The organism is Zooshikella ganghwensis (genome assembly GCF_018263875.1).
In the GTDB taxonomy this organism is placed as follows: Bacteria; Pseudomonadota; Gammaproteobacteria; order Pseudomonadales; family Zooshikellaceae; genus Zooshikella; species Zooshikella ganghwensis.
In genome coordinates this window covers 55,255-81,699 of the sequence record NZ_JAEVHG010000020.1, presented here as the reverse complement: position 1 = coordinate 81,699, position 26,445 = coordinate 55,255, and the positions used below count along the sequence as shown (strand labels likewise).

The 26,445-nt window shown below is 41.5% G+C and carries 26 protein-coding genes; 18 read left to right on the top strand and 8 right to left on the bottom strand.

The annotated features are described in order from the left end of the window. The first annotated feature begins 24 nt into the window (after positions 1–24). Positions 25–918 (top strand): LysR family transcriptional regulator, encoded by an 894-nt coding sequence (locus tag KHS79_RS21280; RefSeq protein WP_212721839.1) that lies wholly within the window; start codon positions 25–27, stop codon positions 916–918. A 69-nt stretch (positions 919–987) separates the two neighbouring features. Here KHS79_RS21280 and KHS79_RS21275 read toward each other — a convergent pair whose 3' ends face one another. Next, entirely contained in the window at positions 988–1,446 is a 459-nt protein-coding gene (locus KHS79_RS21275; RefSeq protein ID WP_212721836.1) for an acetyltransferase, read from the bottom strand. Between the two features lie 204 nt (positions 1,447–1,650). Next, positions 1,651–2,880: a cyanate transporter gene (locus tag KHS79_RS21270; protein WP_212721833.1), complete on the bottom strand. Its 1,230-nt coding sequence runs from the start codon at positions 2,878–2,880 to the stop codon at positions 1,651–1,653. A gap of 193 nt (positions 2,881–3,073) precedes the next feature. Here KHS79_RS21270 and KHS79_RS21265 point away from each other — a divergent pair, with 193 nt between their 5' ends. Then, complete coding sequence (locus tag KHS79_RS21265) at positions 3,074–3,580, top strand: MarR family winged helix-turn-helix transcriptional regulator (protein ID WP_212721831.1); 507 nt, start codon at positions 3,074–3,076, stop codon at positions 3,578–3,580. Between the two features lie 331 nt (positions 3,581–3,911). On the opposite strand, the gene KHS79_RS21260 is transcribed toward KHS79_RS21265, so the two are convergent. Then, a complete protein-coding gene (locus KHS79_RS21260; protein WP_212721829.1) occupies positions 3,912–4,817 on the bottom strand; it encodes a LysR substrate-binding domain-containing protein in 906 nt (301 codons plus the stop codon). 281 nt (positions 4,818–5,098) lie between these two features. Between KHS79_RS21260 and focA the strand changes: the two genes are divergently transcribed. Beyond that, positions 5,099–6,574 carry a formate transporter FocA gene (gene focA / locus KHS79_RS21255; RefSeq protein ID WP_212721827.1) on the top strand — a complete coding sequence of 492 codons (1,476 nt, stop codon included), beginning with the start codon at positions 5,099–5,101 and terminating at the stop codon, positions 6,572–6,574. Positions 6,575–6,653: 79 nt separating this feature from the next. On the opposite strand, the gene KHS79_RS21250 is transcribed toward focA, so the two are convergent. The 4 genes from KHS79_RS21250 to KHS79_RS21235 form a co-directional block, all read right to left on the bottom strand. Beyond that, complete coding sequence (locus tag KHS79_RS21250; RefSeq protein WP_212721825.1) at positions 6,654–7,145, bottom strand: GNAT family N-acetyltransferase; 492 nt, start codon at positions 7,143–7,145, stop codon at positions 6,654–6,656. 529 nt (positions 7,146–7,674) lie between these two features. Further along, positions 7,675–8,007 (bottom strand): hypothetical protein, encoded by a 333-nt coding sequence (locus KHS79_RS21245; protein WP_094786092.1) that lies wholly within the window; start codon positions 8,005–8,007, stop codon positions 7,675–7,677. Positions 8,008–8,105: 98 nt separating this feature from the next. Further along, positions 8,106–9,203 carry an agmatine deiminase gene (gene aguA / locus KHS79_RS21240; protein ID WP_094786093.1) on the bottom strand — a complete coding sequence of 366 codons (1,098 nt, stop codon included), beginning with the start codon at positions 9,201–9,203 and terminating at the stop codon, positions 8,106–8,108. Between the two features lie 72 nt (positions 9,204–9,275). Then, positions 9,276–10,235 (bottom strand): LysR family transcriptional regulator, encoded by a 960-nt coding sequence (locus KHS79_RS21235; protein ID WP_165773269.1) that lies wholly within the window; start codon positions 10,233–10,235, stop codon positions 9,276–9,278. A 1,408-nt stretch (positions 10,236–11,643) separates the two neighbouring features. Between KHS79_RS21235 and KHS79_RS21230 the strand changes: the two genes are divergently transcribed. Together KHS79_RS21230 and KHS79_RS21225 are read left to right on the top strand one after the other, a co-directional pair. Beyond that, entirely contained in the window at positions 11,644–11,841 is a 198-nt protein-coding gene (locus KHS79_RS21230; protein ID WP_027707671.1) for a hypothetical protein, read from the top strand. A gap of 265 nt (positions 11,842–12,106) precedes the next feature. Further along, positions 12,107–12,457 carry an SET domain-containing protein gene (locus KHS79_RS21225; protein ID WP_212721823.1) on the top strand — a complete coding sequence of 117 codons (351 nt, stop codon included), beginning with the start codon at positions 12,107–12,109 and terminating at the stop codon, positions 12,455–12,457. 82 nt (positions 12,458–12,539) lie between these two features. On the opposite strand, the gene KHS79_RS21220 is transcribed toward KHS79_RS21225, so the two are convergent. After that, positions 12,540–13,376, bottom strand: a complete 837-nt coding sequence (locus tag KHS79_RS21220; protein WP_212721821.1) for a BPSS1780 family membrane protein — start codon at positions 13,374–13,376, stop codon at positions 12,540–12,542. A gap of 221 nt (positions 13,377–13,597) precedes the next feature. Between KHS79_RS21220 and KHS79_RS21215 the strand changes: the two genes are divergently transcribed. The 13 genes from KHS79_RS21215 to lipA all read left to right on the top strand — a co-directional run bounded on the left by KHS79_RS21215 (position 13,598) and on the right by lipA (position 26,399). After that, a complete protein-coding gene (locus KHS79_RS21215) occupies positions 13,598–14,197 on the top strand; it encodes a DUF2845 domain-containing protein (RefSeq protein ID WP_212721820.1) in 600 nt (199 codons plus the stop codon). A gap of 380 nt (positions 14,198–14,577) precedes the next feature. After that, positions 14,578–15,834: a glutamate-5-semialdehyde dehydrogenase gene (locus tag KHS79_RS21210; protein ID WP_212721894.1), complete on the top strand. Its 1,257-nt coding sequence runs from the start codon at positions 14,578–14,580 to the stop codon at positions 15,832–15,834. An 82-nt stretch (positions 15,835–15,916) separates the two neighbouring features. Next, positions 15,917–16,267, top strand: a complete 351-nt coding sequence (rsfS, locus tag KHS79_RS21205; RefSeq protein WP_027707675.1) for a ribosome silencing factor — start codon at positions 15,917–15,919, stop codon at positions 16,265–16,267. Positions 16,268–16,295: 28 nt separating this feature from the next. Further along, complete coding sequence (rlmH, locus tag KHS79_RS21200) at positions 16,296–16,763, top strand: 23S rRNA (pseudouridine(1915)-N(3))-methyltransferase RlmH (protein WP_212721818.1); 468 nt, start codon at positions 16,296–16,298, stop codon at positions 16,761–16,763. 30 nt (positions 16,764–16,793) lie between these two features. After that, complete coding sequence (mrdA, locus tag KHS79_RS21195) at positions 16,794–18,701, top strand: penicillin-binding protein 2 (RefSeq protein WP_212721812.1); 1,908 nt, start codon at positions 16,794–16,796, stop codon at positions 18,699–18,701. A 7-nt stretch (positions 18,702–18,708) separates the two neighbouring features. After that, a complete protein-coding gene (gene rodA / locus KHS79_RS21190; protein WP_212721808.1) occupies positions 18,709–19,836 on the top strand; it encodes a rod shape-determining protein RodA in 1,128 nt (375 codons plus the stop codon). Between the two features lie 196 nt (positions 19,837–20,032). After that, on the top strand, positions 20,033–21,091 hold the full coding sequence (mltB, locus tag KHS79_RS21185) for a lytic murein transglycosylase B (RefSeq protein WP_212721805.1): 1,059 nt from the start codon (positions 20,033–20,035) through the stop codon (positions 21,089–21,091). A 198-nt stretch (positions 21,092–21,289) separates the two neighbouring features. Beyond that, on the top strand, positions 21,290–22,150 hold the full coding sequence (locus KHS79_RS21180; protein WP_212721802.1) for a septal ring lytic transglycosylase RlpA family protein: 861 nt from the start codon (positions 21,290–21,292) through the stop codon (positions 22,148–22,150). Between the two features lie 157 nt (positions 22,151–22,307). Beyond that, the gene (locus KHS79_RS21175; protein WP_212721799.1) at positions 22,308–23,486 is read left to right on the top strand and encodes a D-alanyl-D-alanine carboxypeptidase family protein; all 1,179 of its coding nucleotides are present in this window, start codon (positions 22,308–22,310) and stop codon (positions 23,484–23,486) included. A 21-nt stretch (positions 23,487–23,507) separates the two neighbouring features. Continuing rightward, positions 23,508–24,395: a D-amino acid aminotransferase gene (locus tag KHS79_RS21170; protein WP_212721784.1), complete on the top strand. Its 888-nt coding sequence runs from the start codon at positions 23,508–23,510 to the stop codon at positions 24,393–24,395. A 97-nt stretch (positions 24,396–24,492) separates the two neighbouring features. Continuing rightward, positions 24,493–24,768, top strand: a complete 276-nt coding sequence (locus tag KHS79_RS21165; RefSeq protein ID WP_027707680.1) for an HP0495 family protein — start codon at positions 24,493–24,495, stop codon at positions 24,766–24,768. Next, positions 24,768–25,412, top strand: a complete 645-nt coding sequence (gene lipB, locus KHS79_RS21160) for a lipoyl(octanoyl) transferase LipB (RefSeq protein WP_212721780.1) — start codon at positions 24,768–24,770, stop codon at positions 25,410–25,412. Before KHS79_RS21165 ends, lipB begins: the two co-directional genes overlap by 1 nt. A 3-nt stretch (positions 25,413–25,415) precedes the next feature. After that, positions 25,416–26,399 (top strand): lipoyl synthase, encoded by a 984-nt coding sequence (gene lipA, locus KHS79_RS21155; protein ID WP_094786105.1) that lies wholly within the window; start codon positions 25,416–25,418, stop codon positions 26,397–26,399. Positions 26,400–26,445 lie beyond the last annotated feature (46 nt).

Here is a 26,445-nt window from a genome sequence, read left to right as displayed (position 1 = left end):
ATCGATGGGATCAAAGGATGTGGCATGGAGTCTCCTGAGCAAATCTATTTACGTGTCGTCGAGGCAGGAAGCCTAAAGGTAGCTGCAGAGCAGTTAGGAACGGATCCTTCTTCCATAAGCCGAAAAGTTGCAACGTTAGAAGCTCGCCTTGGGATAAAGTTATTGCAGCGATCAACGCGACGTTCTTCTCCAACAGAGGCTGGACAGATTTATTATGAAGGTATGCGTCGCCTGCAGGATGAACAGGCAGCACTGGAGGCAATGGTTGCCGGGGAAGCGGATACCCCTAAAGGTCTATTACGGGTTACTGCGCCTTTAGATTTTGGCGCTCGCTTTGTGGCACCTGTTTTAAAAGATATGTTGCAGGAATTTCCTTCACTCAACGTTGAGCTGGTGTTGGGCAGTGTTTTTGAAGATATCACTGCACAAAATATTGATGTGGCCATTCGGATTGGTCAGTTACCTGATTCTAGTTTGATTTGTCGGCGTTTAGGTGAGGTACCAAGAGTATTGGTTGCATCACGTGCTTATCTTGCACAGTTTGGTACCCCCACAACGCCAAAATCTTTGATGGACCATTCGTTTGTCTTTTACTCGCATCGACAAAAGCAGCGTCAGATTGAGTTTTTAGGGCCAAATGGCAGTGAATCTATCATTGTTTCTGGGCACTTTACGGTTAATAGTGTCACGGCAGTTAAAGTATTGGTGGAGGAAGGTATGGGTATGCATGTTGGACCCGTATGGGCTTTTAAGGAAGGTTTACGAAGTGGAGACTTGGTAAGCGTGTTACCGGAGTATAAACTTGCCGCATTTCCACTTCATGCGCTCTACACGTCGACCGCATTTGTGCCTGCCAAAGTACGCTCTTTTATTGATGCTATGATTAAAAGTGAAATCAGTAAGAAATGTGCTTTATAGCGTGTAAATATCGAAAGTGACGTTTTTTAAAAGCCCAGAAGAACATACCTTCAATGGTGGGTATATATTTTATTTCGAAGAGGAAAATAACCCATGACTGATTTCCATATGTAATAATGGAAAAGGTTTCCCCATACCATCTTTTTCTGAGCGTCCAATAACTTTAAAACCTAGGTGCTGATAAAAACCTACTGCTTGGTCGTTTTGTTCATTTACATCCACTTTTGATGCACCTAGTTCACGAAGTGCGTATGAGAGTAACTTTTTACCTACGCCTTTACCTCGATGGGCTGGGTCAATAAATAGCATTTCAATATTATTTTCGGCGGTTCCGATAAATCCTAAAATTTGGTTATCAGTATTTTTGATACACGTGAGAGCGACCTGTGGAAAAAACTGGTCTACTAACATGGGCTTATAAAACTGAATATCATGTTCTGTTAGAAAGTCATGAGTTGCTCTTACTGATGATTCCCAAACGGATACTAACTCAGGGTAATCGTTTTGACTGGGAGTCGTTATTTCCATTGTTTAGCCTACTTCTAGAGTATTACGTTTTTATCCCCTCTCGCTGGGGATATGCTACTGGTAACAATTTAACAGGTCCTATCATTTATATAAGTATACTGACGTATAATTATATGTGTGTCACTGGGAATAAAAAAGTCCTGCGGCTAAGCGCAGGACAAGGGTTGCAGTAGTTATCTTGGACACACGGTTTGCAACAAAAAATTAGGCCACAGAAGGTGCTAAACGTGCTTCAGACTCCTCTGGTTCAAGATGTCGATGCGGATGGAATAGCATTGCAAGCATTAAACTAAGAACACTGCATACCGTGAGCAATAACCAGGCATTAGCAAAGCTTGTCATTACATCGCGTATCATGCCTGCAATCCATGGTGAAAATGCAGCTATTATATAGCCAATACCTTGAACAAAAGCGGCTAATTTTCCAGCACTTACTGGGTTGCTATGGTGGTCCATGGTGACAATTAATGACATTGGAAAGATACCGCCAATCGCTAAACCTAAGAACCCACTCCACAGCCATAAACCCTGCTCAGGTGCATAAGCTAATCCAGCAAAGCCTATTACCATCATGACACATAGCGTCATAATAACGGGGCGACGGTCTTTCCTACGAGCAGCAATAATAGGACAGATCAATCCTGAAACAACTTCAAGTGTCGTTAAAAAGCTTAACAGCCAGCCAGCGTCTTTTTGTGAATAACCAAATTCGATTGCGTAAGGGGATAACCACGCTAAAACGCACGTGTAAGCAGCTGTGCCTAAGCCAAAAAATAAGGCGAGTGTCCACGCACGATGTTTAGTCCAATAGTTTATTGGTGCAGTTTGTTTGCCTCTAACGCTATGAAAATGGAAGTGCTTGTGATTTATTTTCCACAAAACAAGTGCCACGATACCTAACAAACTCCAGCAGGCAAGACCTAGTCGCCAGTTGGTTGAAATATTTTCAACATAAGGGCTGCCTGCAGCAGCAATCGCTGCACCACTCATAATAGCAGTAATGTAAAAGCCCATTAGAACAGGCACTTTTGTTGGGAAGTTTGCTTTTATTAATGCAGGCATAAGGGCTTGAATTAACGCAATACCTACACCTGCTAAAAAAGCAGTTATGGTTAATATTAATGTTGAATCTACCCAGTAGCGTGCAGCGGTTGCAGCACTTAATAAAATAATTGAATACGTCAATAGTCGTGCTTCCCCCAGGCGTTTGGCTAAACTGAAGCCTGAAAAAATAGCCAATCCCATGGTCAGTACAGGTAGCGTGGTCAGGAGGGATGCAGCGCTAAACGATAACTGAATATCCGCTTGAATAGAGCCTAACAAGGGGCCAATTGAGGCTAGACTGGGTCTTAAATTCAGACCTATGAGAATAATGGTCAGTAATATGATAAAACCCGCTGACTGAGGTTTATCAAATGATTGTTGTTTACTCATAAGGGGGGCTCCGGAAAATAGCTTCTCCATTAGCTATCTATCTTAATATAATATATCTTTATATAAAGATAAATTCACTATAAGGCATAATCAGCTGTTGGTAAAGTATCTTTATATAAAGATACTTGCACAGTTTATAAGGTTTTAATTAAGATTCGGTATTGGCAGTGAGTGACCTTGTAGAGGCAAATGAATGAAAAACAACAAGTTGCAAGCAGATGATATTGACCGATTGGTAATTCAGTGGCAGCAACAGGGCATATCAGAAGACTTGCTACCGATGGCTATTTATGGACGCTTAGCCCGAATTTACAAACAACTTGAGCGTGTTATACAACAGTGTCATGCAGCGTGTGGATTAAAACCTGGGGAGTTTGATGTATTGGCATCATTAAGACGCTCTGGAGAACCATTTTCGCTCTCACCTACGCAGTTATATCAGTCGATGTTGCTTAGTTCGGGGGCGATGACCAACCGTTTAGATAAGTTAGAAGAGAAGGGGTTAATTAAGCGCAGTCATTGCAGTGATGACCGGCGTTCGGTGCAAGTAAAGTTGACTAATGAAGGTAAAGCATTAATAGATGAAGCTTTTCAAAGTCACTTGTCCTTACAGCATGATTTTATTGCTGGGCTTTCAAAGAGTGACCAAAAAAGCCTTAACACGTTGCTAAAGCATTGGCTGGTTGAGTTAACTAAATAGAAAGAAAGTTTGTGAAGAAATCTCAGGCATAAAAAAACCTGCTGAATAAGCAGGTTTTTAGATTAACCTTCCTAGCGGCTAGTCCTTTTAGCCAATCCTTTCACCTAAAGCGACTTAGGTTTTTTCGCTGGATTTCCTGGTGCTTCCTTTCTCTAAGCTCCTGTGGCCTTCCTGACCCTCAGCGATTTGTTGAGTACATGATGCTACAAATTACGCTGAGAGCAAACGGCTAAATGTTAGTACGGTTTGTAGGAAATCTGCCATATTAATGTAAGTAATTAGTCATATAGTCTGTATTGCCTATGAGTTTAAGAGGGTCGTACCTGAAACCCTAAAGAACATTTGGTTTGCTTTTCATCATTCTAAGTCCTTCTCGTTTAAGGCATTCCGCTAGTGGGTTTTCAACCATATCGATACGCCATATAAATGATAATGTTCGTTCCATATTAAGTTCTGGAACATTGAGCGTAACCAGTTGGCCTTGTTCAATAAATTGCTCAACATCCAAGTAAGGTAGACACGTCAGGTAAGGTCCATTTGCAACCATGCTACGTAATACGGGAACGTGCTCATATTCTCGCCAGACATCAAGGTCTGAAATTAAGTGGTGAATTGAGCTATCAAAAATTTTTCTTGTACCTGAGCCATGTTCTCGCAAGACCCATTTTGCTTGTTCCAGTTGAGCTAAGCTAACCTGCTTGCATTGAGCAAAAGGATGATGAGAGGCTGCTATGACAGTTAAGTGGTCTCTGCACCAGACGTCTTGGGCTATCCGGTTATCATCGCAACGACCTTCTATAATACCCAAATCGTACTGATAGTCGAGAACGCCATTAATGATGCTATCAGTACTTTGTACTCCTAGTTTTATTCTAATTTCCGGAAAGTCATTATCAATAATACTGATCAGGTCAGGTACCAGGTGTTCAGCGGGCGTTTGGCTGGCACCCAGTTTAATTTCGCCACTTAAAAGGTGTTGCCCATGAAAACCATACTCAATTTGCTGTGCGTCTTGTAAAAGCTTTTTAGCCTTGGGCCTTAACCACATTCCCCAGTGTGTAAGTGTCATCATTTTTCCTTGTCGTTCAAACAAAGGATGCCCCAGCATTTTTTCTAACTGGGCGAGTGACATGCTGGTAGCGGACTGAGTGAGTGACAATTTTTCAGCGGCTTGACTGACACTTCCTGAATCTGCAACAGCATCAAATACAGCTAATTGCTTTAATGAATAACGCACGCTCTTACCTTAAACGCTAACAAATGACTAACTTTTTTAAAGCATATTTCTTAAAACGGTTTCGACGTGAAAAAGTTTGTGTCCTATTGTACACGCAATTTAAGGCCTATCAATAAAGTTGATATACCCTTTAAAAATTATAAATTTTACCGATGGTAAAATACGCCGTAATCTTAAATTACCCACAACCGAGGGTATAAAGGCCTAAAAAATAAGCAGCTGCTGACTCACTATTAATCTTAACAGGAGACATGTTATGCATATATGGGAGAGTAGTGCCTATGTCAGTACCTAGCTCATTATCTAATCAGTTCTTCTCACCACCTGAAATGATGGGAGAAGCAGAAAAGTTTGCGTTAAGTAAAACAAGTAAAAGTACAACCGTTAGCATCTGTCTAGCGATAATGGCTGGGCTGTTTATTGGTTTGGCTTTTCTTTTTTATATTACAGTAACAACAGGTAGTACAGAACAGGTCGGGTGGGGGTTAAGTCGTCTCGCGGGTGGAATTGCTTTTAGCTTAGGGCTGATTTTGATCGTTATTTGTGGTGGTGAACTGTTTACCAGTACCGTCTTGTCGAGTATTGCGTTGGCCAATAAACAAATTACTTTTAAAAAAATGTTCTCTATTTGGAGTAAAGTTTATTTAGGAAATTTTATTGGTGCTTCAATACTATTGATTTTAGTAACAGCTGCTGGTCTTTATCAAATGGACCATGGGCAGTGGGGTGTGAATGCATTGATGATTGCACAACATAAGTTACATCATACGCCTATACAAGCTTTTGCCCTGGGAGTGTTGTGTAATCTTTTAGTATGTCTTGCTATTTGGATGAGCTTTAGTGCTGCAAATGCTTTAACGAAAGCTTTTATGGTGATTTTACCTGTTGCTATGTTTGTCAGTAGCGGTTTTGAACACTGTGTAGCGAATATGTTTATGGTACCTCTTGGCATTAGTATTCAAAGCATGGCTCCTCCTGAGTTTTGGACTCAAGTTGGTTTAAGTCCAGATCAATTTACTGATTTAAATTGGCTGCAATTTATTTCAGCAAACTTAATCCCTGTAACCTTGGGGAACATTATCGGTGGTGCAGTATTAGTAGGCTTGGCCAATTGGTTTATTTATCGACAAGTACAATGTAAAGCTGTTATCACCCAATCTAATGTTTCAATTATAAAAACCCAACCTACACAAAACTTGCCTAAAAAGGAGTCCACTATAATGACCGCAAAGCAAACTGTTAAATCAATTCTACAGCACCAAGCTTTTTCACTTAATACTGATATGTTAACAGCTACAGCGTTAGATAAACTATTGAAAAACAATTTGGAAGGTGCGCCTGTTATTGATAAAAATGGTCAGTTGGTGGGCTTTATGTCATTACATGATGTGCTTGTTGATTTATGGTGTCAGGGTTATATCCCCGTTGAAGGTCAGAAAGTGGTCGACTTAATGAGTCGAGAAATAGTTGCGATTAACGCTAATGATTCATTAATCGACTTGGTTGAGTTTATGTGTATTGATAAGGAAAAACTATTTCCTGTCACAGACAGTGGCATAGCGACACATTTATCTACTTTATCTTTAGAAGAGCGGGCTAAGCAAATGCATGTTTCGCGTCCTCATATCTTACCTGTGGTTGAAGAGGGTAAATTAATTGGCGTTGTTACTAGATCTGATGTTGTAAGAGCACTTCGATCTGTCTATGGAGAAAACTTAAAAGACGTGAGTAAAAATGCCAGTCTAGAAATAGCTTAAATATGATCAACTGCCCTCGATGAGTTATTTTGATAGGGGGCAGTTGATCATATCTACTATGAAAAATTAAAAAAAGAAACTATAAGCTAACCCTGGCCATTAAAAAAACATCTGCATACTCACCATTTTTATAAGCAAATGCTTTTGCGGTCCCTTCAATATTAAACCCTAGTTTTTTATAGAGCTTAATGGCTGGTTCATTATCCGTGTACACTTCTAACTCAATACGTTTGATAGCTAACCATTTAGTTGAAAGCTCAATTGCTGCGTTTAAAAGTGCAGAACCTGTACCTTTATTTTGAAACTCTTCACTGACAGCCATACCTATGCTTGCCACATGTTTGCGTCGAGGAGATGGATTAACTGTTAGGCCAAGCTGTCCAATGATTTTACCCTCAACTTCTGCGACCAGGCTATATACATCATTATCAAGTTGCGTTAAACGTTTTTCCCAAAGCTGTTCAGAAGGAAAAGGGAGCTGAAGTGTGCCGGTAAAACAAGAGAGTTGCTCATAAATTTTCTTAATGGCGTTAATATCATTAGCTTCACTGTGTCTTATTGTTATTTCCACACTTTACTCCTTAATAAGGGTGAAGGGCAGTCTCATATAAATTTGCGTGTAAAAAGATTTTTTGAGCCCCTTTGTCCTGTCAGACTATACACCGAAATATCACAGTTGTTTATTTATGCAGGGTTGGAGGGTTGAGCAAATGGGTTTGCTATGGAAAATGGTTTTTCTTAAGATGACGCCAAACCCTATTTGTGAAGAGGGGGGTAATTATGCAAATGATTAAAAACTATAGACATAAAAAAACCTGCTATTTAAGCAGGTTTTTTTAACGACCACCTTCCTGGTGGCTCGTCCTTGTAGCCGGTCCTTCAACCCATTCACTTGGGTTATACGCTGGAAATCCTTTTGCTTCCTTTCGCTTTGTTTCCTTTGAGCTTTCCTAGCTGCCAGCGCTTCGATGGGTATATGATCCTACAACTCGTGATTTGAGCCAACCGACAAACGCCAGAAGAGTTTGTAGGATATTTGCCATTCCTTTGTAGGTTGATTGCCTGCTTTCATGGCGGGTATACCATTCTAGTAGGTATTCCTAGCTCTCTGGCGTTGTTTCAAATTCTTTTTTAAGCAGCTTTCCTATGCAGTTGGTGAAGGGGATCACTCGTTGCATCTCTGCTTCTGTCTGTTTGTTTGGGTTGAGGTTTGAAATGCTAAAGTCTCCGGTAGACTCTGGCTTTGATTGATTTTGAGTATCAATGGTTGCTTCAAGAAACAGCTTGTACTTTTCACCTGCAGGTAACAGTTGAGTACATTTTTCTAGCGGAGCTAAATTCTCATCGCTGATGCCAGGCTTTGATGGGTTGCTGAAGCAACCACTTAATAATGCAGCACATACTAAGCTAAGTGTCAGTTTGATCATTCTCATTACAAAATACCTTATATTTACTTCTGTAAGCTGCAGTAACCCTCAGTGGATTGGCTGCAAGCATCACTTTTGGTTACCTAAAAGCTAGAGCACATAATTTAGTTGCCAGCAGGGATTTGTTGGGTGATGCAGTGAATATTGCCTCCACCAAGCAGAATTTCTCTAGCGGGGATACCTACTATTCGATGCTCAGGGAAAATCGCTTGTAACTGTTGCTGTACTAGGCCATCTTGCTGTGGGTCCAAAAAAGGCATTACTATAAGCTGGTTGGTTATCAGAAAGTTGACATAAGAGGCTGCGAGTCGGTCATCTGCTTGTCTAGGCCAAGTAGAGTCACAAGAGAGTAAACCACGAGCTTCAACGTCCGTCATGTACAGAGGACCTGGCTGAGGTATCTTATGTACGACTAATGAGCGGCCTTGAGCATCTTTGCTGTTACTTAACACTTCATAAGCTTTTACTGAACGAGCGTATTGAGGGTCATTTTCATCATCGGTCCAGCTGAGTAACACTTCCCCTGGCCGCGCAAAGCAACAAAGGTTGTCTATGTGGCCATCGGTTTCATCATGGTAAACACCTTCAGGCAGCCAAATTATTTTTTTGATGCCAAGATAGTCTTTTAAGAACCCTTCAATTTCTGCACGACTTAAATGAGGGTTGCGGTTTGGGTTGAGTAAGCATTCTTCTGTGGTAATAAGTGTACCTTCACCATCCACATGAATGGCACCACCTTCAAGTACAAAAGGTGCATCATAACAAGCAAAGCCATGTACCGCTGAGACTTTGTGCGCAACAAGTTGGTCTTGATCCCAGGGAAAGTAAAGACCAGAGTCTAACCCTCCCCAGGCATTAAACTGCCAGTTTATTGCACGGCGCTCACCTTGATCATTCACTACTATTGTCGGGCCTGTATCACGAAGCCAAGCATCATTTGTACTTAGCTCAACTACGCGTATTTTTTCTGACAGTACCTGTCGTGCAAAAGGGTAAGCTTTTGCAGATACACCCACATATACTGTCGTTGCTTCAGCAATAGCTTGGGCAACAGCAGCAAAAGCACGTTGTGCAGGCTGGGCGCCAAGTCGCCAGTTATCGGGTCGCTCGGGCCAGGCTAACCATACTGCTTGTTGTGGTGTAAATTCGCCAGGCATATAAAAACCATCTTGGCGAGGCGTTGAGCATAAGGTTTTGTTCATGTCACTTGCACATCGTGAATTTAAGTGAAAGCCAAATAATATAGTGAAATAATAGGATAATAAAATTGTAAATTATGCAACTTTGCTTTTTGCGGTTGACATAATATGGTCAACACATTCAATGGTGGTTTGCTTAACTAATTTTCTAAACCAAATATGGTCTGTATCTTCGTCCAGTCGAGAGTGCCACATTAATCCATAATCCAGGCTGGCAGGTACAGGACAGGAAAACATTTGTAGTTTAGGGTTTTGTAGTAGAAGAAGGTGGCATAGAGGAGTGGGTAAAGTCAAAATTAAATCACTGGACTCTACTAAACCAAGAACTGCTGTTACAAGAGGTATTTCTAAGGCTATATCGCGCTGGTAACCTTGTTCTGCTAAGGCTTTATCAATAACACGCCAATAGTTGGCATTTCCGGTATTGGCAATGTGTTTATAGTCGAGATAATCCTCTAGGGTAATTGAAGGCGACTTTTGAAGTATAGGATGTTGACTATTGACTACACAGGCAAGCTCTGTGGTACCTATTTTATCAAGAATAAGACCGCTGTGTTCATCCTCAAAAACACAAAGCGCTACATCGACTTTGCCTTGAACCAAACTTTCTGGGTTATATTCTTGCCAAGGAGTCAGTGAGATAATGGCTTGAGGTGCGTCTTTTAAAAATGCTTTCATCAGCTGGGGAAAGCCAAAGGTGACGCTAACATCACTGGCTGCAAGTGTGAACCGACGTTTGCAAAGGTTATTGCCAGGGACCCCGGAGGAGAATACTTCCTGGGCATTTTGCACTATAAATGCAACCTTATCTCTTATCGAGTGAGAAAGAGGAGTCAGTTTAAGTGTGTTGTCCTCACGATATAGTAAGTGGTCGTGCATTAGGCGCCGAAGTTGAGACAGGGATTTACTCACATTTGACTGGGTCATATTTAACCGGTGTGCTGCACGGGTTACATTGCGTTCCTCATACAGTGCGTGGAGGCATACTAAAAGATTTAAGTTAATTTCATGCAAAGGTTTTGTACTGTTGAACATTCTCATTATCCTTGAACAGGCCAAACCCATTGACATTACTGCAGTGGCGACGGTGTCACTTGGGTTTGCTTTTCATCCATGCATTTAAGTGTTTTTGTGTCCTGTTGGTGTAAAAATTAGCTATTCAGTATTTTCTTAACTTGGTTATATACACTACAAACCGCTTTTTTATGATTGCTAATGTCACTCTTTATTAAAAAGAATCTTCTGACAGGCCACTTGATACTATTCAGTACCATATACCCTTCACGAATCATTTTTAGGGTTTGTTGTCAGCACTCTTGACCACCAAGGATGGTGGGAATGCAGTTTATGCAGGAGCATTCAACTGCCACCCCAGTCACTTATTAATATAAGCTCCAGGGGCTTCATCGCTTGACGGCCGCCCCTAAAAACCCTTCATTTTGGGTATAGTATATCGTTTTTCTACAAAATTATGAAAATTCAGTTTTAAATATGTGTGTAGCCTCATTAATACAGATGTTAAGGTGTTAGCTGGCGATGTTTTTCTGTGTTGTATTAATGTGTGTATCATTGATTAATGTGTGCTGCCATGGTAACGGGTTTATCTTAACTTCAGCGTATCTGGCCATGTGGGTGATTATAATATACGAAACATGATTTATATTAAAAAGGCTTTATGCTTTTGCTCTTGTTGTTAATGTGGATAGCATGCGTTGGTATTTAATACACTCTTAATAATGTATTTATTGAGTGGTTAGGTAGCTACGCAAAAAACAAGCTATGATCATGCCATTATCTTTAATTTTATGAGTGCTATTTGATCAAGTGTAAAGTAAGCAGGTAGCAGAATTACTTTTTTCTGGCATTGCTTAATACGGCGTGATACTGAATCATATGATAGTCCTTATCTTTAGACGTTATGTAAGGGAATACGGTTGAATGAAGCTTATTTAAATGTTTAATTTTAACCGCCTTGTTAACTTACCTTATGGTGCAATTGGTAAACGACATCATAAAAAAGGCGAATGATAACTACAAAAAGCAACTTGTTAAAGTGAATTACTGGTTATTTTGTTTAAAATAAATAGTTCAGACAAGTTTCCCTATACTATGAATTGCTAACAGGGGTGTAAAGCTTTCCAGTAAAATTGAGCAAGTACTGTATGAATTTTAGGGTGATATCTCACAATTGAAATGATACTGAAAGGTCGTAATGGGTAGTTGAAGGAATGTTAGAACGCCCCCTTCAACTATATTTCAGTATTAATATCTTATTTCAACGACTTGCGTATTATAAAAAAATCGTCTTAGCTAATACATTGAAGTATGTTGAGAAAAGTACAATATAATTAGCGACTGAATGGTCAATAACCTCGACTTACTTGTAACAATAATCAATAGAATTTACTTGAGTGTACTAAGATATTGTCTATTGGGGCTAGCTATGAAAAGCGAAACTTCTGCCAATGAAAAAGCAAAGCAGCGAGTAGAAATCCAAAATCACATTGAAGAGTATATACAAGGTGGGGGGGTAATCACTGAGGTGCCAGCACCTAGCTATGAAGAAATTTTAGATACTATTCGTAATAAGTATCAAAATGCATGGGGGAGGGATCAGCTTACTAACTATGACAAAGCTTAATTGAGTTGATGTGCATGCCAAGGATGGCTAGGACTTTGAAAGGCTGAGATCCCAGTTACATAACTTAGCTTTCGTGCTTGTTTTTATGGGTTGATGGTATACGTACTTCAATTTATACAATTGATGTCTTTCCCACTTTTTCGTTCAGCTTGCAACTTGAGTAATACAGCATCACAAACTGTATAATATTTGCTCAGTTGTGGGTCTGCCTACCGTTATGATGAGTTCTGACAAACACACTTGATGTATTTCTAAGTCAGCACTCATGAACAAGTTGAGTTTACCTTTCTCTAAGATCATAACGTACCACCATGTACGCCAGTTTTTTTTATTGCCTGGTAGATGTTGGTATTTAGCACTGATATGTACATTGGCTTTTATATTAATCGTGCTATTGGCTTTGTGGGGTAGCCACCGAGATTGGTTATCCAGCTGGTATCAGCCTTCATTAGAGGAATTACAAGATGATTACCTCACGGCTCATGTGTATTGGGTTAATTGTGAGGCGAGAGCGAGTATTGCATTTGAAGTGAGAGGGCCTAAGGCTGCAGAACAGATTACTCAGCAGCCAAAGTGTATTATGGCGAGGCAAACTACTTTACAGCCTCAAGGGTGAGATGCATTTAAAGTAATTTATCTTTCTGTATGAGGTTTAGGTTAGCCTGCTTTAATGTGATACCCAGAAGCTTGATATCACTTTAAGGACTCGCCTCGCCTTCACTGTGTTGATATTCAAAAATATCTTTATAACTGGTATATATTGTGCAGAAAATGATCGGGTTGAATATGATATAAAGAAAAAAGACTGCAATCAGCCAATACCAGCTAACCAGTACGGGCAGCATAATTACAACACCGATAACTAAGAGTACCAAACCATAAACTAGGAAGGGCAGCATATTACGAAGACAGCCAAGAAAACTGAGCTTTATTGCATCCCAAAATGGTTTTTGGTCAAGCACGATTAACGTAGGCGCAAACCATATTGCCATTAAAACCGGTATCATCAGTGCCATGACAATGAGTAAGGCAGTTACACCCAGCAGGAATAAACGCTCATCAGATACAGCAGGCATACCCGAGCTGGACTGAAGCCCAAAAATAAAATCCATGCCGACTGTAAAAATGAGAAACATCCCAGCAATCATAAAAATAAGCATTATGGCGACAAGATAAACTGCAGCAAGCAGGAGTAATGGCCCAGTTTGTTGGTTAAAGCCGACAAAAAACTGGTTAAATGAAAACTGTCCATGTTTTTCTAAATTGTCACAGCAGTACATAAAGCCTGCCCATAACAGGATGGTAAGTAAGGAGGAGATTATCCAGCCAATGAAAGGTATAAACTGCGAAACAATTGAAAGGATTACAAAGGTAAACCCAATCGCTATGAATAATCCCCATTGTTGGCTAAAAAGCTTTACACCCGATGTGCACCATGCAATGCCATGTCCACTGGGGCGTTTTATCGGCTGTATCTCACTGGTTTCAGGTAACACTTGAGAGGTTGGGGTATTGTATGGCGATGGGGAAGTCATTTAAGGCTCCAACTGAAAAAGCACATTCTAATGAGTGTGGGGTATTAAAGCACAGTTTGTAAGCAAGCAATGAAAATGAACTCGTTCGGGCTGTGCTTATCAATACTAGTGTTAATTACGTTGAGCTCAACATGAATTGTGATGTGTTTATGTTATTTAATAATAGTAGTGCTGATGTTATACACAGACATTTACTCAGCGTTTTAGGGGGAATATAAAGCGTGCGACATTTCTTTAAGTGGTTAGTTTCCTGTAGTCTTTTACTGGCTGTCAGTGTGCCTTCTTATGCCTTACGCTGTGGTAACCGCCTAATTTCAGACGGTGATTCGATTGGTAAGGTACTAAAGCGCTGTGGGCAGCCTACAGAGCAAGATTCTTTTCAAGTAGAGCTTATTTTAAAACAAGGCGATGTTTTGGCTGAAACACGCTTTATTGATGTTACTTATTTCGTTTATGCTCAAAGTAGTAATCAGTTCGTACGTGTTTTACGTTTTGAAGATGATGACCTGGTATCAATTGAGAGCAAGGATTATGGAGGTAAATCGAGTGACTCTGCACTATGCAAGGATTTATCTAGTGTCGTGAGTGTAGGTGATGTAATGCCTTATATTCGTTATCGCTGTGGTCCTCCAAGTAGGGAGAAACGTGTCGGTAGAAGAGTCAAACGAATAGCAGGTAGCAGTCAGGTTGGCCAGTTCAAAGATCAAGATGTGTTTGAATGGCATTACTATTTTTCCCGAGATGACGAAAAGGCAGTTTTGCAGTTTGTAAACGGTAGGTTGCGTACTTTGTACCGTGAAGAAATTGAAGATGATGACTAGTTTGATGTAATTTACCTTTGCATACTTAACTCATATTGATATAGCTCGTTATTAATCATTTTGGAGGCTGTCGCAAAACTATTGTACTGGCAAATGCTGCGTTATAAAGTCAGCTCAAAATGCTCATTTATGAGCTATAAACTCTGCTTTTTCACTGACTTTTGCCTAGTCTTTGCCTCACTTCTGAGCTTGTGCGATACCCTCTTTGGGGAAAAGATTGCAGTACAACTTTTGCTGTCTGTTATTGGATACATTGTATTGGACCCTTAGTTTGCAAAGAAGCAACGGCTAATACGCTGTATCAGAAAGCTTTTCCTAAAAATGCTTGGTAGATGGTTAAGTTTATACTTACATAGCTTTTATTCATGGCGGAAAACTCAATGGATGTTGCAACTTATATGCAAGATGTAGGAAAGCGTGCACGAAGCGCTTCCCGGTTAATGGCTCAAGCCACAACAGAACAAAAAAATGCAGCATTAAATGCAATCGCTAGTGTGATTAATGATCAGCAAAAAATGATCATGGATGCTAACCATCAGGACCTTGAGCAAGGAAGCGCTAATGGTTTGGATTCAGCGCTTTTAGACAGGTTGGCACTAACGCCGCCTCGAATAGATAGTATGGTAGAAGGTATTCATCATGTTGCAGCATTAGATGACCCAATAGGGGCTGTTGATGACATGCGTTATTTACCGAGTGGTATTCAGCTAGGCAAGATGAGAGTGCCACTGGGTGTTATTGGAATCATCTACGAGTCTCGCCCTAATGTAACCATTGATGCAGCTGCACTGTGCTTGAAGTCAGGCAATGCAACGATTTTGCGGGGTGGTTCTGAGTCTATTCATTCTAATCAAGCAATAGCCAAGTGTATTCAGCAAGGTTTGAGTATGTCAGGTGTTTCTGCTGATGCAGTGCAAGTAGTTGCAACCACTGATAGAGCAGCCGTTGGACACCTGATTACGATGGCAGAGCATGTGGATGTTATCGTGCCTCGGGGAGGGAAAGGACTCATTGAACGTATTAGCCGAGAGGCAACAATACCAGTAATAAAGCACCTGGATGGTATTTGCCATGTCTATATTGATGATGGTGCTGACTTAGAGAAGGCTCTGGCTATTGCTGTTAATGCAAAAACACATCGTTATGGTGTGTGTAATGCGATGGAAACATTGTTGGTTGCGGAGTCTGTGGCTCCTACTATCTTGCCTAGACTTGCTTCTGCATATACCGAACATGGTGTTGAACTTCGGGGGTGTATTAAAACACGAGCAATTATCTCTGAAGCAAAGCCTGCAACCGATGAAGATTGGGCAACAGAATATCTTGCGCCAATTTTAGCAATAAAAGTTGTGGCTGATGTCAGTGAGGCTATTGAGCATATCAATACCTTTGGCTCACATCATACAGATGCAATTGTCACGGAAGATTACCAGCGCTCTCGACAATTTTTGGCTGAAGTGGACTCCAGTTCTGTGATGGTAAATGCATCTACTCGGTTCGCGGATGGTTTTGAATATGGGTTGGGAGCTGAAATTGGCATTTCTACGGATAAAATCCATGCCCGCGGACCCGTAGGTCTTGAAGGGCTGACTTCACAAAAGTACATCGTCTTTGGCAACGGACATATTCGAAAATAATCTGCAGTTATGCTGTCAGTCTTGGCTGGCTGACAGTATAATGTAATTTAATATGATAAAAGAGAGGACTAAATAAGGCTTTATGCAATCAGATGAACTTAAGCAGGTAGTTATATCTGCACTTGAAGATCTGAAAGGTAACGACATCACTTGCCTTGATGTAAAAAATCTCACCAGCGTCACTGATCATATGATCATTGCCTCCGGAACCTCCAACCGCCACGTCAAATCCCTTGCTGATAACGTGATTGAACAAGCCAAAGCCAATGGCGTTCGTCCTATGGGGATAGAAGGTGAAGATGGTGCTGAATGGGTACTGGTGGATTTAGGAGATGTTGTCACACACATCATGTTGCCTTCAACACGTCAGTTTTTTGATTTGGAGCGGTTGTGGGAAACATCATCATCTGATCTTGAGCACCAACAGGCGTAGCTTTTTTTGATTTAACAAAAGGCTTGTCATGAAAATTCGCCTCATTGCAGTGGGTACTAAAATGCCTGCATGGGTTGTTAGTGGCTATTCTGAATATGCCAAGCGTCTTCCCAATGAAGTGTCACTGGAGTGCCGGGAAATTCCTCTTTCCAAACGAAGCAAATCTCTTGATGTTGAACGTGCCATTCAGCGAGAGGGAGACGCTATGTTAGCGGCTGTTGGAAAAGGGGATAAAATTATTGCATTAGATGTCAATGCTAAGATGTGGGATACCCATCAGCTTGCACACCAGTTAGGGGATTGGCAGTTGTCTGGGCGAAATATCAGTTTGCTAATAGGGGGGCCTGAAGGTCTCTCTTCTCAATGTCGCCAAGCGGCTGAACAGCGTTGGTCGCTTTCACCGTTAACCCTGCCCCATCCTTTGGTTAGAGTGTTGGTAGCTGAACAGCTTTATCGCGCTTGGACCATTCTAAATAATCACCCATATCATCGTTAATCTGGAGGTTGGAAAACCCAGGATGACTGTATGACTGATTCAGTGACTTTTAAAGATCACAGTAAAGAAATTCGTATTTTTAATAGTCGAATTCTAAAAGCATCCATTATTTTAGTAATATTGACCGGGATATTAATATCCCGGCTTTTTTATTTGCAAGTCGTGGAGCATGAGAAATATTCAACGCAGTCTGATGAAAACCGAATCCATCTGCAATACATTCCTCCAATACGTGGTTTAATATACGACACTAATGGACTGCTTTTGGCAGACAATAAGCCAAGCTTTAACTTGACACTAACTCCTGAACGTATTGCTGATCTAGAGAAAACATTTAAAGATATAAATCAAATTATTCCAATTCAGCCAGAAGAAATTGCTCAGTTTAAAAAGAGACTGCGTAATAAGCCCCGAAAGCCTTTTGAGTCAGTACCCTTAAAGTTTCGCTTAACAGAAGAGGAAATTGCGCGCATTTCAGTGAATGAACACCTTATGGCGGGTGTTGAAGTAGAAGCTGATCTGATTCGTTATTACCCGCAAGGCGATATATACACCCACACTATAGGGTATGTTCAGAATATTAATGACCAAGAGCAAAAAAAACTTGATGAAAAGAAATATAAAGGTGTATCGACCATTGGTAAAATTGGTATAGAACGCTTTTATGAAGAGCAGTTGCTTGGCAAGGTTGGCTATCGAGAAGTAGAAGTTAATGCGCGTGGCAGAGTTTTGCGTGTACTTGATCAAAAAGAGCCAATTCCAGGCACAAATTTGACGCTTTATTTAGATACAGAGTTACAAAAAATCTCTATAGAAGCGCTTGATGGTCAAAGTGGTGCTATTGTCGCGCTTGACCCTAAAACGGGCGGCATTTTAGCCATGGTCAGTGAACCTTCCTATGATCCTAATCCCTTTGTGAGAGGTATCGGCTTTAAAGCTTATGAGGCCTTGCTCAATGATCCTGCCCGGCCCCTGTATAACCGAGCAAGTTCTGGTGAGTATCCTCCTGCATCAACGATCAAACCGTTTTTGGCAATTGCAGGCTTAAATACTGGGAGTGTGACACCTGCTAATCAGGTGTTTGATCCTGGCTGGTATCGGCTTCCAAACCAGAAGCGCCTGTATCGTAATTGGAAGCGGGGAGGGCATGGTTGGGTAAATCTGGAAAGAGCTGTTGTTGTGTCAAATGATACCTATTTTTATGATTTAGCATTAAAGCTTGGTATAGACACAATGCATGACTATTTACAGCGTTTTGGTATAGGTATTCGAACTGCGTTGGATGTCGGAGAGCAGCGCCCTGGGTTGATGCCTTCACGTGAGTGGAAAATGGGCGTACGTAATTTACCTTGGTTTCCTGGAGAAACAGTAATTACAGGTATAGGTCAAGGGTTTATGAAAGCAACACCCTTGCAGCTGGCTGCTGCTACCGCAGTACTTGCCAATAAGGGCAAATGGATTTACCCACGATTACTTAAGTCATCAACAAGTCCTATTGAACTGAAGCCCACTCACCCAATGAAGGATATAGAAGTCAATAACCCAGAGTATTGGACACAGGTTTATGAAGCCATGCGCAAAGTGGTTCATGATCGTTCAGGAACAGCCCACTACCGGATTGGAAAAGATATTCCTTATTTGATGGCAGGTAAAACCGGCACGGCACAAGTCGTTGGTATTAAACAGAACGAGCGCTATGATGCGTCAAAGCTTGCTAAAAAGCACCATGATCATGGTTTATTTATTGGTTTTGCGCCTCTAGATGATCCGCAAATTGCAATTGCAGTGATTGTTGAAAATGGGGGTGGGGGGAGTTCGGCAGCAGCGCCTGTTGCACGTAAAATCTTAGACGCCTATTTAATTCCCCGCCTGCAAAAGCAAGCCGTAGAGCAGGCTAAAAAGCACGAACAAAAAACACCTTCAGCAGGACAAGGGTAAAGCATTTATGTCATCGAGTAAGGATGTGCTGAAGCAAGAGCCTTCTATCTGGCAGCGCTTACATATTGATCCAGTTCTGCTGTTATTACTACTGCTGTTAACTAGCGGTGGTTTATTTGTACTCTACAGTGCGAGCGGTCGTAGTGTAGATATCATGACGCGCCAAATCATTTACTTGGGTATTGGTTTTGTCGTGATGATTGTGTTTGGACAGATTCCACCACGGATGTACGCTCGCTGGTCGCTACCTGTTTTTCTATTGGGAATTTTGCTGCTTGTGGGGGTGTTGCTGTTTGGGGTCGGTGCCATGGGCGCACAACGCTGGCTAGCGGTGCCAGGGATGTCTTCTGTACGCTTTCAACCATCTGAGCTTATGAAACTGGTGATGCCTATGGTGATTGCGTGGTTCATCAGTCGCTCAACTCTACCGCCAAAAATCAGGCATGTGATGGTGGCGTTAGCTTTAATAGCAATTCCAGTTGCTTTGATTGCTAAGCAACCTGACTTAGGTACCTCGTTACTGATTGCGGCCTCTGGCGTGTTTGTGCTGTTTCTTGGAGGATTAAGCTGGCAGCTTATTGGCTCAGCCGTTGTGCTTGCAATCCCCTCTGGCTGGGCAATGTGGCATTTTGTGATGCGGGAATACCAAAAAAAGCGGGTATTGACCTTTTTAGATCCTGAAAGTGATCGACTAGGTGCAGGGTGGAATATTACCCAATCAAAAGTAGCAATAGGCTCAGGGGGTATTCACGGAAAAGGTTGGATGTTGGGCACTCAATCTCACTTAGACTTTTTACCCGAAAGCCACACGGACTTTATTATTGCTGTGCTTGCAGAAGAATTTGGTTTGACGGGAGTGATGTGTTTGTTGCTTATTTATTTGGCCATCATTGTGCGTGGCCTGTTTATTTCCGTGCAGGCGCAAACCATTTTTGGACGACTGTTGAGTGGTAGTATTATTTTAACATTCTTTGTCTACATCTTTGTCAATATTGGTATGGTGAGTGGCCTTTTACCTGTGGTAGGGGTTCCATTACCCTTGGTCAGCCGTGGTGGAACATCAATCGTCACGTTGATGGCTGGTTTTGGCATAATGATGTCAGTGTATACACACCGCAACTTGATTGGACGATAATTGCCGGATAAATGAATCATTGTTTTTTATAAGTTGCTATGAAAGTATTTGTGTGAGAACTGCCTAATATAGTCGTGTGAACAAAATCAAATGTTGTAGGAATGAAGTCATTTTCCTTCTCTTGTGGTCACACATAAAAGCAATTGTTATTTTTCTATCAGACAAGCTCCTAGCCAACAGTTAGGTAGGGTGAAGCATGCTAAAGAAGCCTTACAAATTTGTAAAAACGTGTAAGCAAATGAATTATGGTTTTATCGCGCTCAATATAACCCTTGCAGCAATGGGTAGCACTAATGTGTGGGCAGGTGATTATTCAAACCACCCTGAGGCAAAGTCGTTTATTCAGCAAATGAAAAGCGAGCATAAAATGCCTGAGGAAAAGCTGACTAAGCTTTTAACAAATGCTAAACGTCAGCAAAGTATTCTCGATGCTATTTCCAGGCCTGCAGAAAAAACTAAAACATGGGGCGAGTATCAAAAGATTTTTTTGACACCTCAACGAGTAAAAGCAGCTGTCACGTTCTATCAAAATAACCTGAAGGCATTTAAGCTCGCCGAGCAGCGCTATGGTGTGCCAGCAGAGACTATTCTAGCGATTATTGGTGTTGAGACGTTCTACGGTAAAAATAAAGGCAGTTATCGTGTATTAGATGCGTTAGCCACACTTGGGTTTGATTATCCTCCCAGAGCTAAGTTTTTTAAATCTGAGCTAAAGCATTACTTACTGATGACTGAAGAGCAAAAAGTAGACCCTTTAAGTCTGAAGGGATCCTATGCTGGGGCAATGGGTTATCCCCAGTTTATTCCTAGCAGTTTTCGTCATTATGCTGTTGATTTTGACAATGATGGAAAAATCAACCTTTGGAATAATCCCACTGATGCGATTGGCAGTGTGGCCAACTACTTTCGTCGTCATGGCTGGCAGCCAGGAGAAGCAGTAGCATTCCCGGTATCTGTTAAAGGCAAACAGTTTGAGAAAGGCATAGGTAAAGACTTAAAACCTGCTTCAACTGTATCGGAATTACAACAGCTAGGCTGGCGTTACCAGCATGCTAATTTATCTGGGGAGGCCAAGGCTAGAGGCGTTGAGCTGCAAGGTGTTAAAGGCAAAGAATACTGGTTGACCCTAAATAATTTCTACGTAATTACCCGCTATAATCACAGCACGCTCTATGCTATGGCCGTGCATCAACTGAGTAACCAAATAAAAGCCAAAATAAAACCTAAGTCAAAGGCCAAAGCTAAAGAGGCTTAGCAATACTCTTTTTTAACAAGGTAGCCAATGTTGGCTATCCTTGTTGAAGGGTTTTTTGCTAACACTTATTGATAAATAGGTTTATTCAACGTGTTGATATCTAAATATGCAACAGGATTTTGCGGGTGTTCCCCTTATTCTGTTTCGCGCTTCGCTAAATACTTTCTGGTGTCGTTTTTATTGTTAAGTGGTTGCACTATGCCCATTAAGGATGTTAACGATGGCGCACCTAATGGTACTTTTGACGCCAGTCAAATACCTGATGCAGTACCACAAATACATAAAGGCCCAGTGAAAAACTCACCTTATACAGTATTAGGTAAAAAGTATTATCCACTAAAGACAGCTGTGGGCTATCAAGCACAAGGTATTGCCTCATGGTATGGCACAAAGTTTCATGGAAAAGCTACTGCTATTGGTGAAACATACAACATGTATAGCATGACAGCAGCCCATAAGACGCTGCCCATCCCTTCTTATGTACGGGTAACCAATCTCAAAAATGGTCGATCAGCTATTGTACGTGTTAATGACCGTGGACCGTTTGTCAAAGGCCGTGAAATTGATCTGTCGTATGCTGCCGCTTTAAAACTTGGCTTTCAACAGCAAGGTACTGCGAGCGTTCGAGTGGAAGGTATTGATCCTCGCACTTACAAGGCCAGTCAAACCTCTGTTACCAATAAGCCGTTACTGAAAACAGCGGTTAAGAAGGATGCAGGTTCATCACACTTGCTAAGTACATATCAAGCAGCAAAGCCCCAGGCAGACAGATACGCAGATACTCCTGGCAAAGCACATACTACAGGTGCTTCTTCGGCTCATTCTAAAAAGCTCTTTTTGCAGGTTGCTGCATTACAAGACCAACAGTCTGCTTTTAAACTAAGACATCGATTACAACAGCTGACGGGTATGCCAGTAAAAATCGTTGAAGGTACAGATACACAGCGACCTTTGCATAAAGTGCGTATTGGACCACTTCCATCCTCAACAGTAGTTAACAAAATACAGCAACAGCTAAATGAGGCCCGCTTAGGCAAACCTCATTTGGTGGTAGAGTAGTAAGCTTTGTATATTGACTGATTTATAATACAAGTAGCGATTTGCCAAACCTTCTGCAGGGTTCTTGAGTAGAGCCCTGCGTTAACGTTATTATTTCTTTACAGATGCATGGAGCTTATATACAGCTCTTAACTTAATCTAAAGCACTACAGTTGCCATGAATAAAAATTTTGTGACACGTTATATTGGGTTGATTCTCATACTATTGGTTGGCTCTGTACAGGCTGCCACCATTATTCCTTCACCACCACAGTTGGCGGCTAAAAGTTACTTATTGTTTGATGCAGATACCGGTAAGGTGCTTGTTGAACAAGACGCAGATAAACGTTTACCTCCAGCAAGCCTGACTAAGTTGATGACTGCCTATGTTGCGGACAATGAACTAAGAGCAGGAAATATTTCGCTTGATGATCAAGTATTGGTCAGTGAAAAAGCCTGGCGTATGAAAGGTTCCCTTATGTTTATTGAGGTGAACTCAAAGGTATCTGTTGGAGACTTATTGAAAGGCATTATTATTGTGTCAGGTAATGATGCAAGTGTTGCTTTAGCTGAGCATATTGCGGGTAGTGAAGAGTCTTTTGCTAGCTTGATGAATGCTACAGCGCAAAAGCTGGGTATGAGTAATTCGCATTTTGTTAATTCAACAGGTTGGCCGGCTGAAAACCATTACACGACAGCCCGTGATTTAGCCACGCTAGCAAAAGCGATTATTTATGAGCACCCTGACCGTTATGCCGTGTATAAAGAAAAATACTTTCAATATGGTACTGATAAGAAAACAGGTAATCCATTAAGACGCCAAGCTAACAGAAACTCACTGTTGTGGCGTGATGATGATGTTGATGGTTTAAAGACTGGACATACAGAAGAGGCTGGTTACTGTCTTGTATCATCGGCTAAAAAAGATGGTCGCAGGTTAATTGCAGTAGTTATGGGAACTAAAAGCCCTAAAGCTCGTGCGAGTGAGTCCCAAAAGCTACTTACCTATGGCTTTCGCTTTTTTGAAAATGTAGCAATTAAAAAAGGTGGCGTTCCACTACAGCAAGCTGAAATTTGGAAAGGAACAACCGATAAAGTATCTGTAGGTATTACTGAAGATTTAATTATCACTGTTCCCCGAGGTAAAACTGACAGTGTTAAAACTAATGTTCAGCTTAATACACTATTAGAGGCACCAGTTGCCAAAGGGCAAACTTTAGGCAGTATAGAGGTTAAGTTGGATGATAAAGTACTAGAGCAAGTGCCTATCGTTGCGCTAGATGCTGTGGATGAGGCGGGATTTTTCAAAGTGATTTGGGATGAAATCCGCTTATTTTTCTATAAATTATTTCTTTAAATTGGTGAGTGTACCCAACTAATGACGCAGGTTTATCTCAATGGACGTTTTATAAACCAGCAAGATGCTATGGTTTCTGTCATGGATCGTGGCTTTATGTTTGCTGATGGCGCATATGAAGTTATTCCTGCATTTTATCGGGTACCCTTCCGAATTGATCAGCACCTAGCACGTCTTGATTTTAGTTTATCAAGTATCCGTATTGAAAATCCCCTGACACATGAGCAATGGAGAGGTGTTTTTGATCAGCTTTTAGCTGAAAATGCTGGAGAACATCAATCCATTTATTTACAAGTGACGCGGGGTGTGGCTGCTGATCGTAACCATTTGTGGCCAAAAGGCTTGGTGCCAACTGTTCTGGTCATGACCTCCCCATTGAAAATGAGGCTAGATGAGTCGTTGTCAGATATTCAAGGAATAACTGCAATGACCACAGAGGACTTACGCTGGAAACGATGTGATATTAAAGCGATTGCACTATTACCTAATGTGCTTCATCGCCAACGTGCAGAAGAAGCTGGTGCAGATGAAGCTATTTTAATTAATGAGCAGGACCAGGTAACTGAAGGATCATCTAGCAATGTATTCATTGTGAAGGGCAATGAAATAGCAACCCCACCCAAAACTATGCCTATATTAGGTGGCATTACGCGTGATTTGGTCATTGAGCTGCTGCAGGCTGACACTCAGTATAAATTGTCAGAACGAATGGTGTTACAAAGTGAGCTACGTAATGCTGATGAAGTATGGATTACTAGCTCTACGAAAGAAATATGCCCAGTGACCATGCTGGATAGTCAGCCCGTTGGTAATGGGAACGTTGGTCCTGTGTGGCACGATATTGCGGCACGTTATCAGCAATACAAGTTACAGCTAGCAGCAGACTACAGAAAAAACCCGCCAATCTAAGGGTTCTTCCTTGAGAAGAATCATTTATAATTTACGCATACATAAATCTTCCTGCTGATTTACCATTGGTCTGTTTAATTCGAGCTTAAATGTTGTTATGCCTCAATCTACACCACCAGAACCACCTAAAATCGTTTTTCCCTGTGACTATCCTATCAAAGTCATTGGTGATGCAGCCCCTGACTACAAAGATTTTGTTTGCCGAATGATTCTCAAGCATGCTCCTGACTTCGATGGTAAGGCGATTGTGAAAGATAGTCGTAATGGTAAGTACATGTCTGTCAATGTCACAATTCGTGCGACAGGAGAAGATCAGTTAAAAGCCTTGTTTGAAGACCTTAAAGCCAGTGGTCGGGTATCGATGGTACTGTAATGTCCTTACCATTGATCGTACGGCATCTTGGATTGCAGCCCTATTTAGCGACTTGGCAACGTATGCAGGCTCATACTGCAGCACGGCATCAAGATGATATCGATGAAATTTGGTTACTAGAACACCCTCAGGTTTTTACCCAAGGTCAGGCTGGTAAGGCTGAGCATGTACTTGCACCTGGCGATATACCCATTGTCAGTGTAGACCGGGGAGGGCAGGTTACTTATCACGGTCCAGGTCAGCTGATTGTCTACCTGCTTATTAATGTTAAACGAAAACAGTTGGGTGTTAGGGCTTTAGTGACAGCATTGGAAAATGCAATTATTGAAACGCTCAAAGGTTACTCCATTAATGCTGTAGCAAAGCAAGATGCACCTGGCGTTTATGTTGATGAGGCCAAAATTGCCTCTTTAGGGCTAAGAATTCGCAAAGGTTGCTCTTATCATGGTTTAGCCCTGAATGTTAAGATGGACTTAGAACCCTTTAGTCGAATTAATCCATGTGGCTATGCAGGTATGGCAATGACTCAGCTTGCGCAATGGTTACCAAAAATAACTGTGGCGGAAGTAGGAGAACAGTTGCAACAGCAACTCACAACACACCTGGATTACCAAGAAGTAATCACAAAAAATGATTGGAATTAGCTGATGACTGATGCCTCTGTGAACAAACCTAAAGCGCAACGTGCTGTGCAGGGTGTGAAACTGCGTGGTGCTGAAAAGGTTGCTCGAATTCCAGTAAAGGTGATTCCTACTGAGAAGGAAGCAATGCCGAGAAAGCCGGATTGGGTTCGAGTCAGGTTGTCGGCATCACCTGAAGTTGAGCGTATTAAAAAGTTACTACGAAAGCACTCACTACATACTGTGTGTGAAGAAGCATCTTGCCCTAACTTAGGAGAATGCTTTGGTGGTGGTACAGCCACGTTTATGATTATGGGGGATATTTGTACCCGTCGCTGCCCATTCTGTGATGTTGCACATGGTCGGCCTAACCCCCTTGATGTGGATGAGCCGAAGAATCTAGCTGTGGCGATCGCCGATTTACGCTTAAAGTATGTGGTTATTACATCAGTTGACCGTGATGATTTACGTGATGGTGGAGCGCAGCATTTTGCTGACTGTATTCGTGAGATTCGTCAGCGCTGTCCAAAAACTGAAATTGAAGTACTGGTACCTGACTTCCGTGGGCGTATGGATGTGGCATTGGATATTTTGGGGGCTGAGCCACCTGATATATTCAATCATAATCTGGAGACTGTACCATCACTTTATAAAAAGTCTCGTCCAGGCTCTGACTATGCGTGGTCGCTACAACTGTTAAAGCGTTATAAACAGCAGGTGCCACATATCCCTACTAAATCTGGCATCATGTTGGGGCTAGGAGAGACTAAGGAAGAAGTGATTGAACTGATGCATGATATGCGTGAACATGACATCGAAATGATTACTCTTGGTCAATATTTACAGCCCAGCCGCCACCATCTTCCTGTAGATCGTTTTGTTCATCCTGATGAGTTTGCTGAATTAGCGGATATCGCTAAGTCATTAGGATTCAGTAAAGTTGCTAGTGGTGCTTTGGTTAGGTCTTCTTATCATGCAGATGAACAAGCTAAAGGCGATTTAATTGTGTAATTCTTGCCTGTAAAGTGAGGGGCTGCAAATCCCTCGCTTTTGGGCC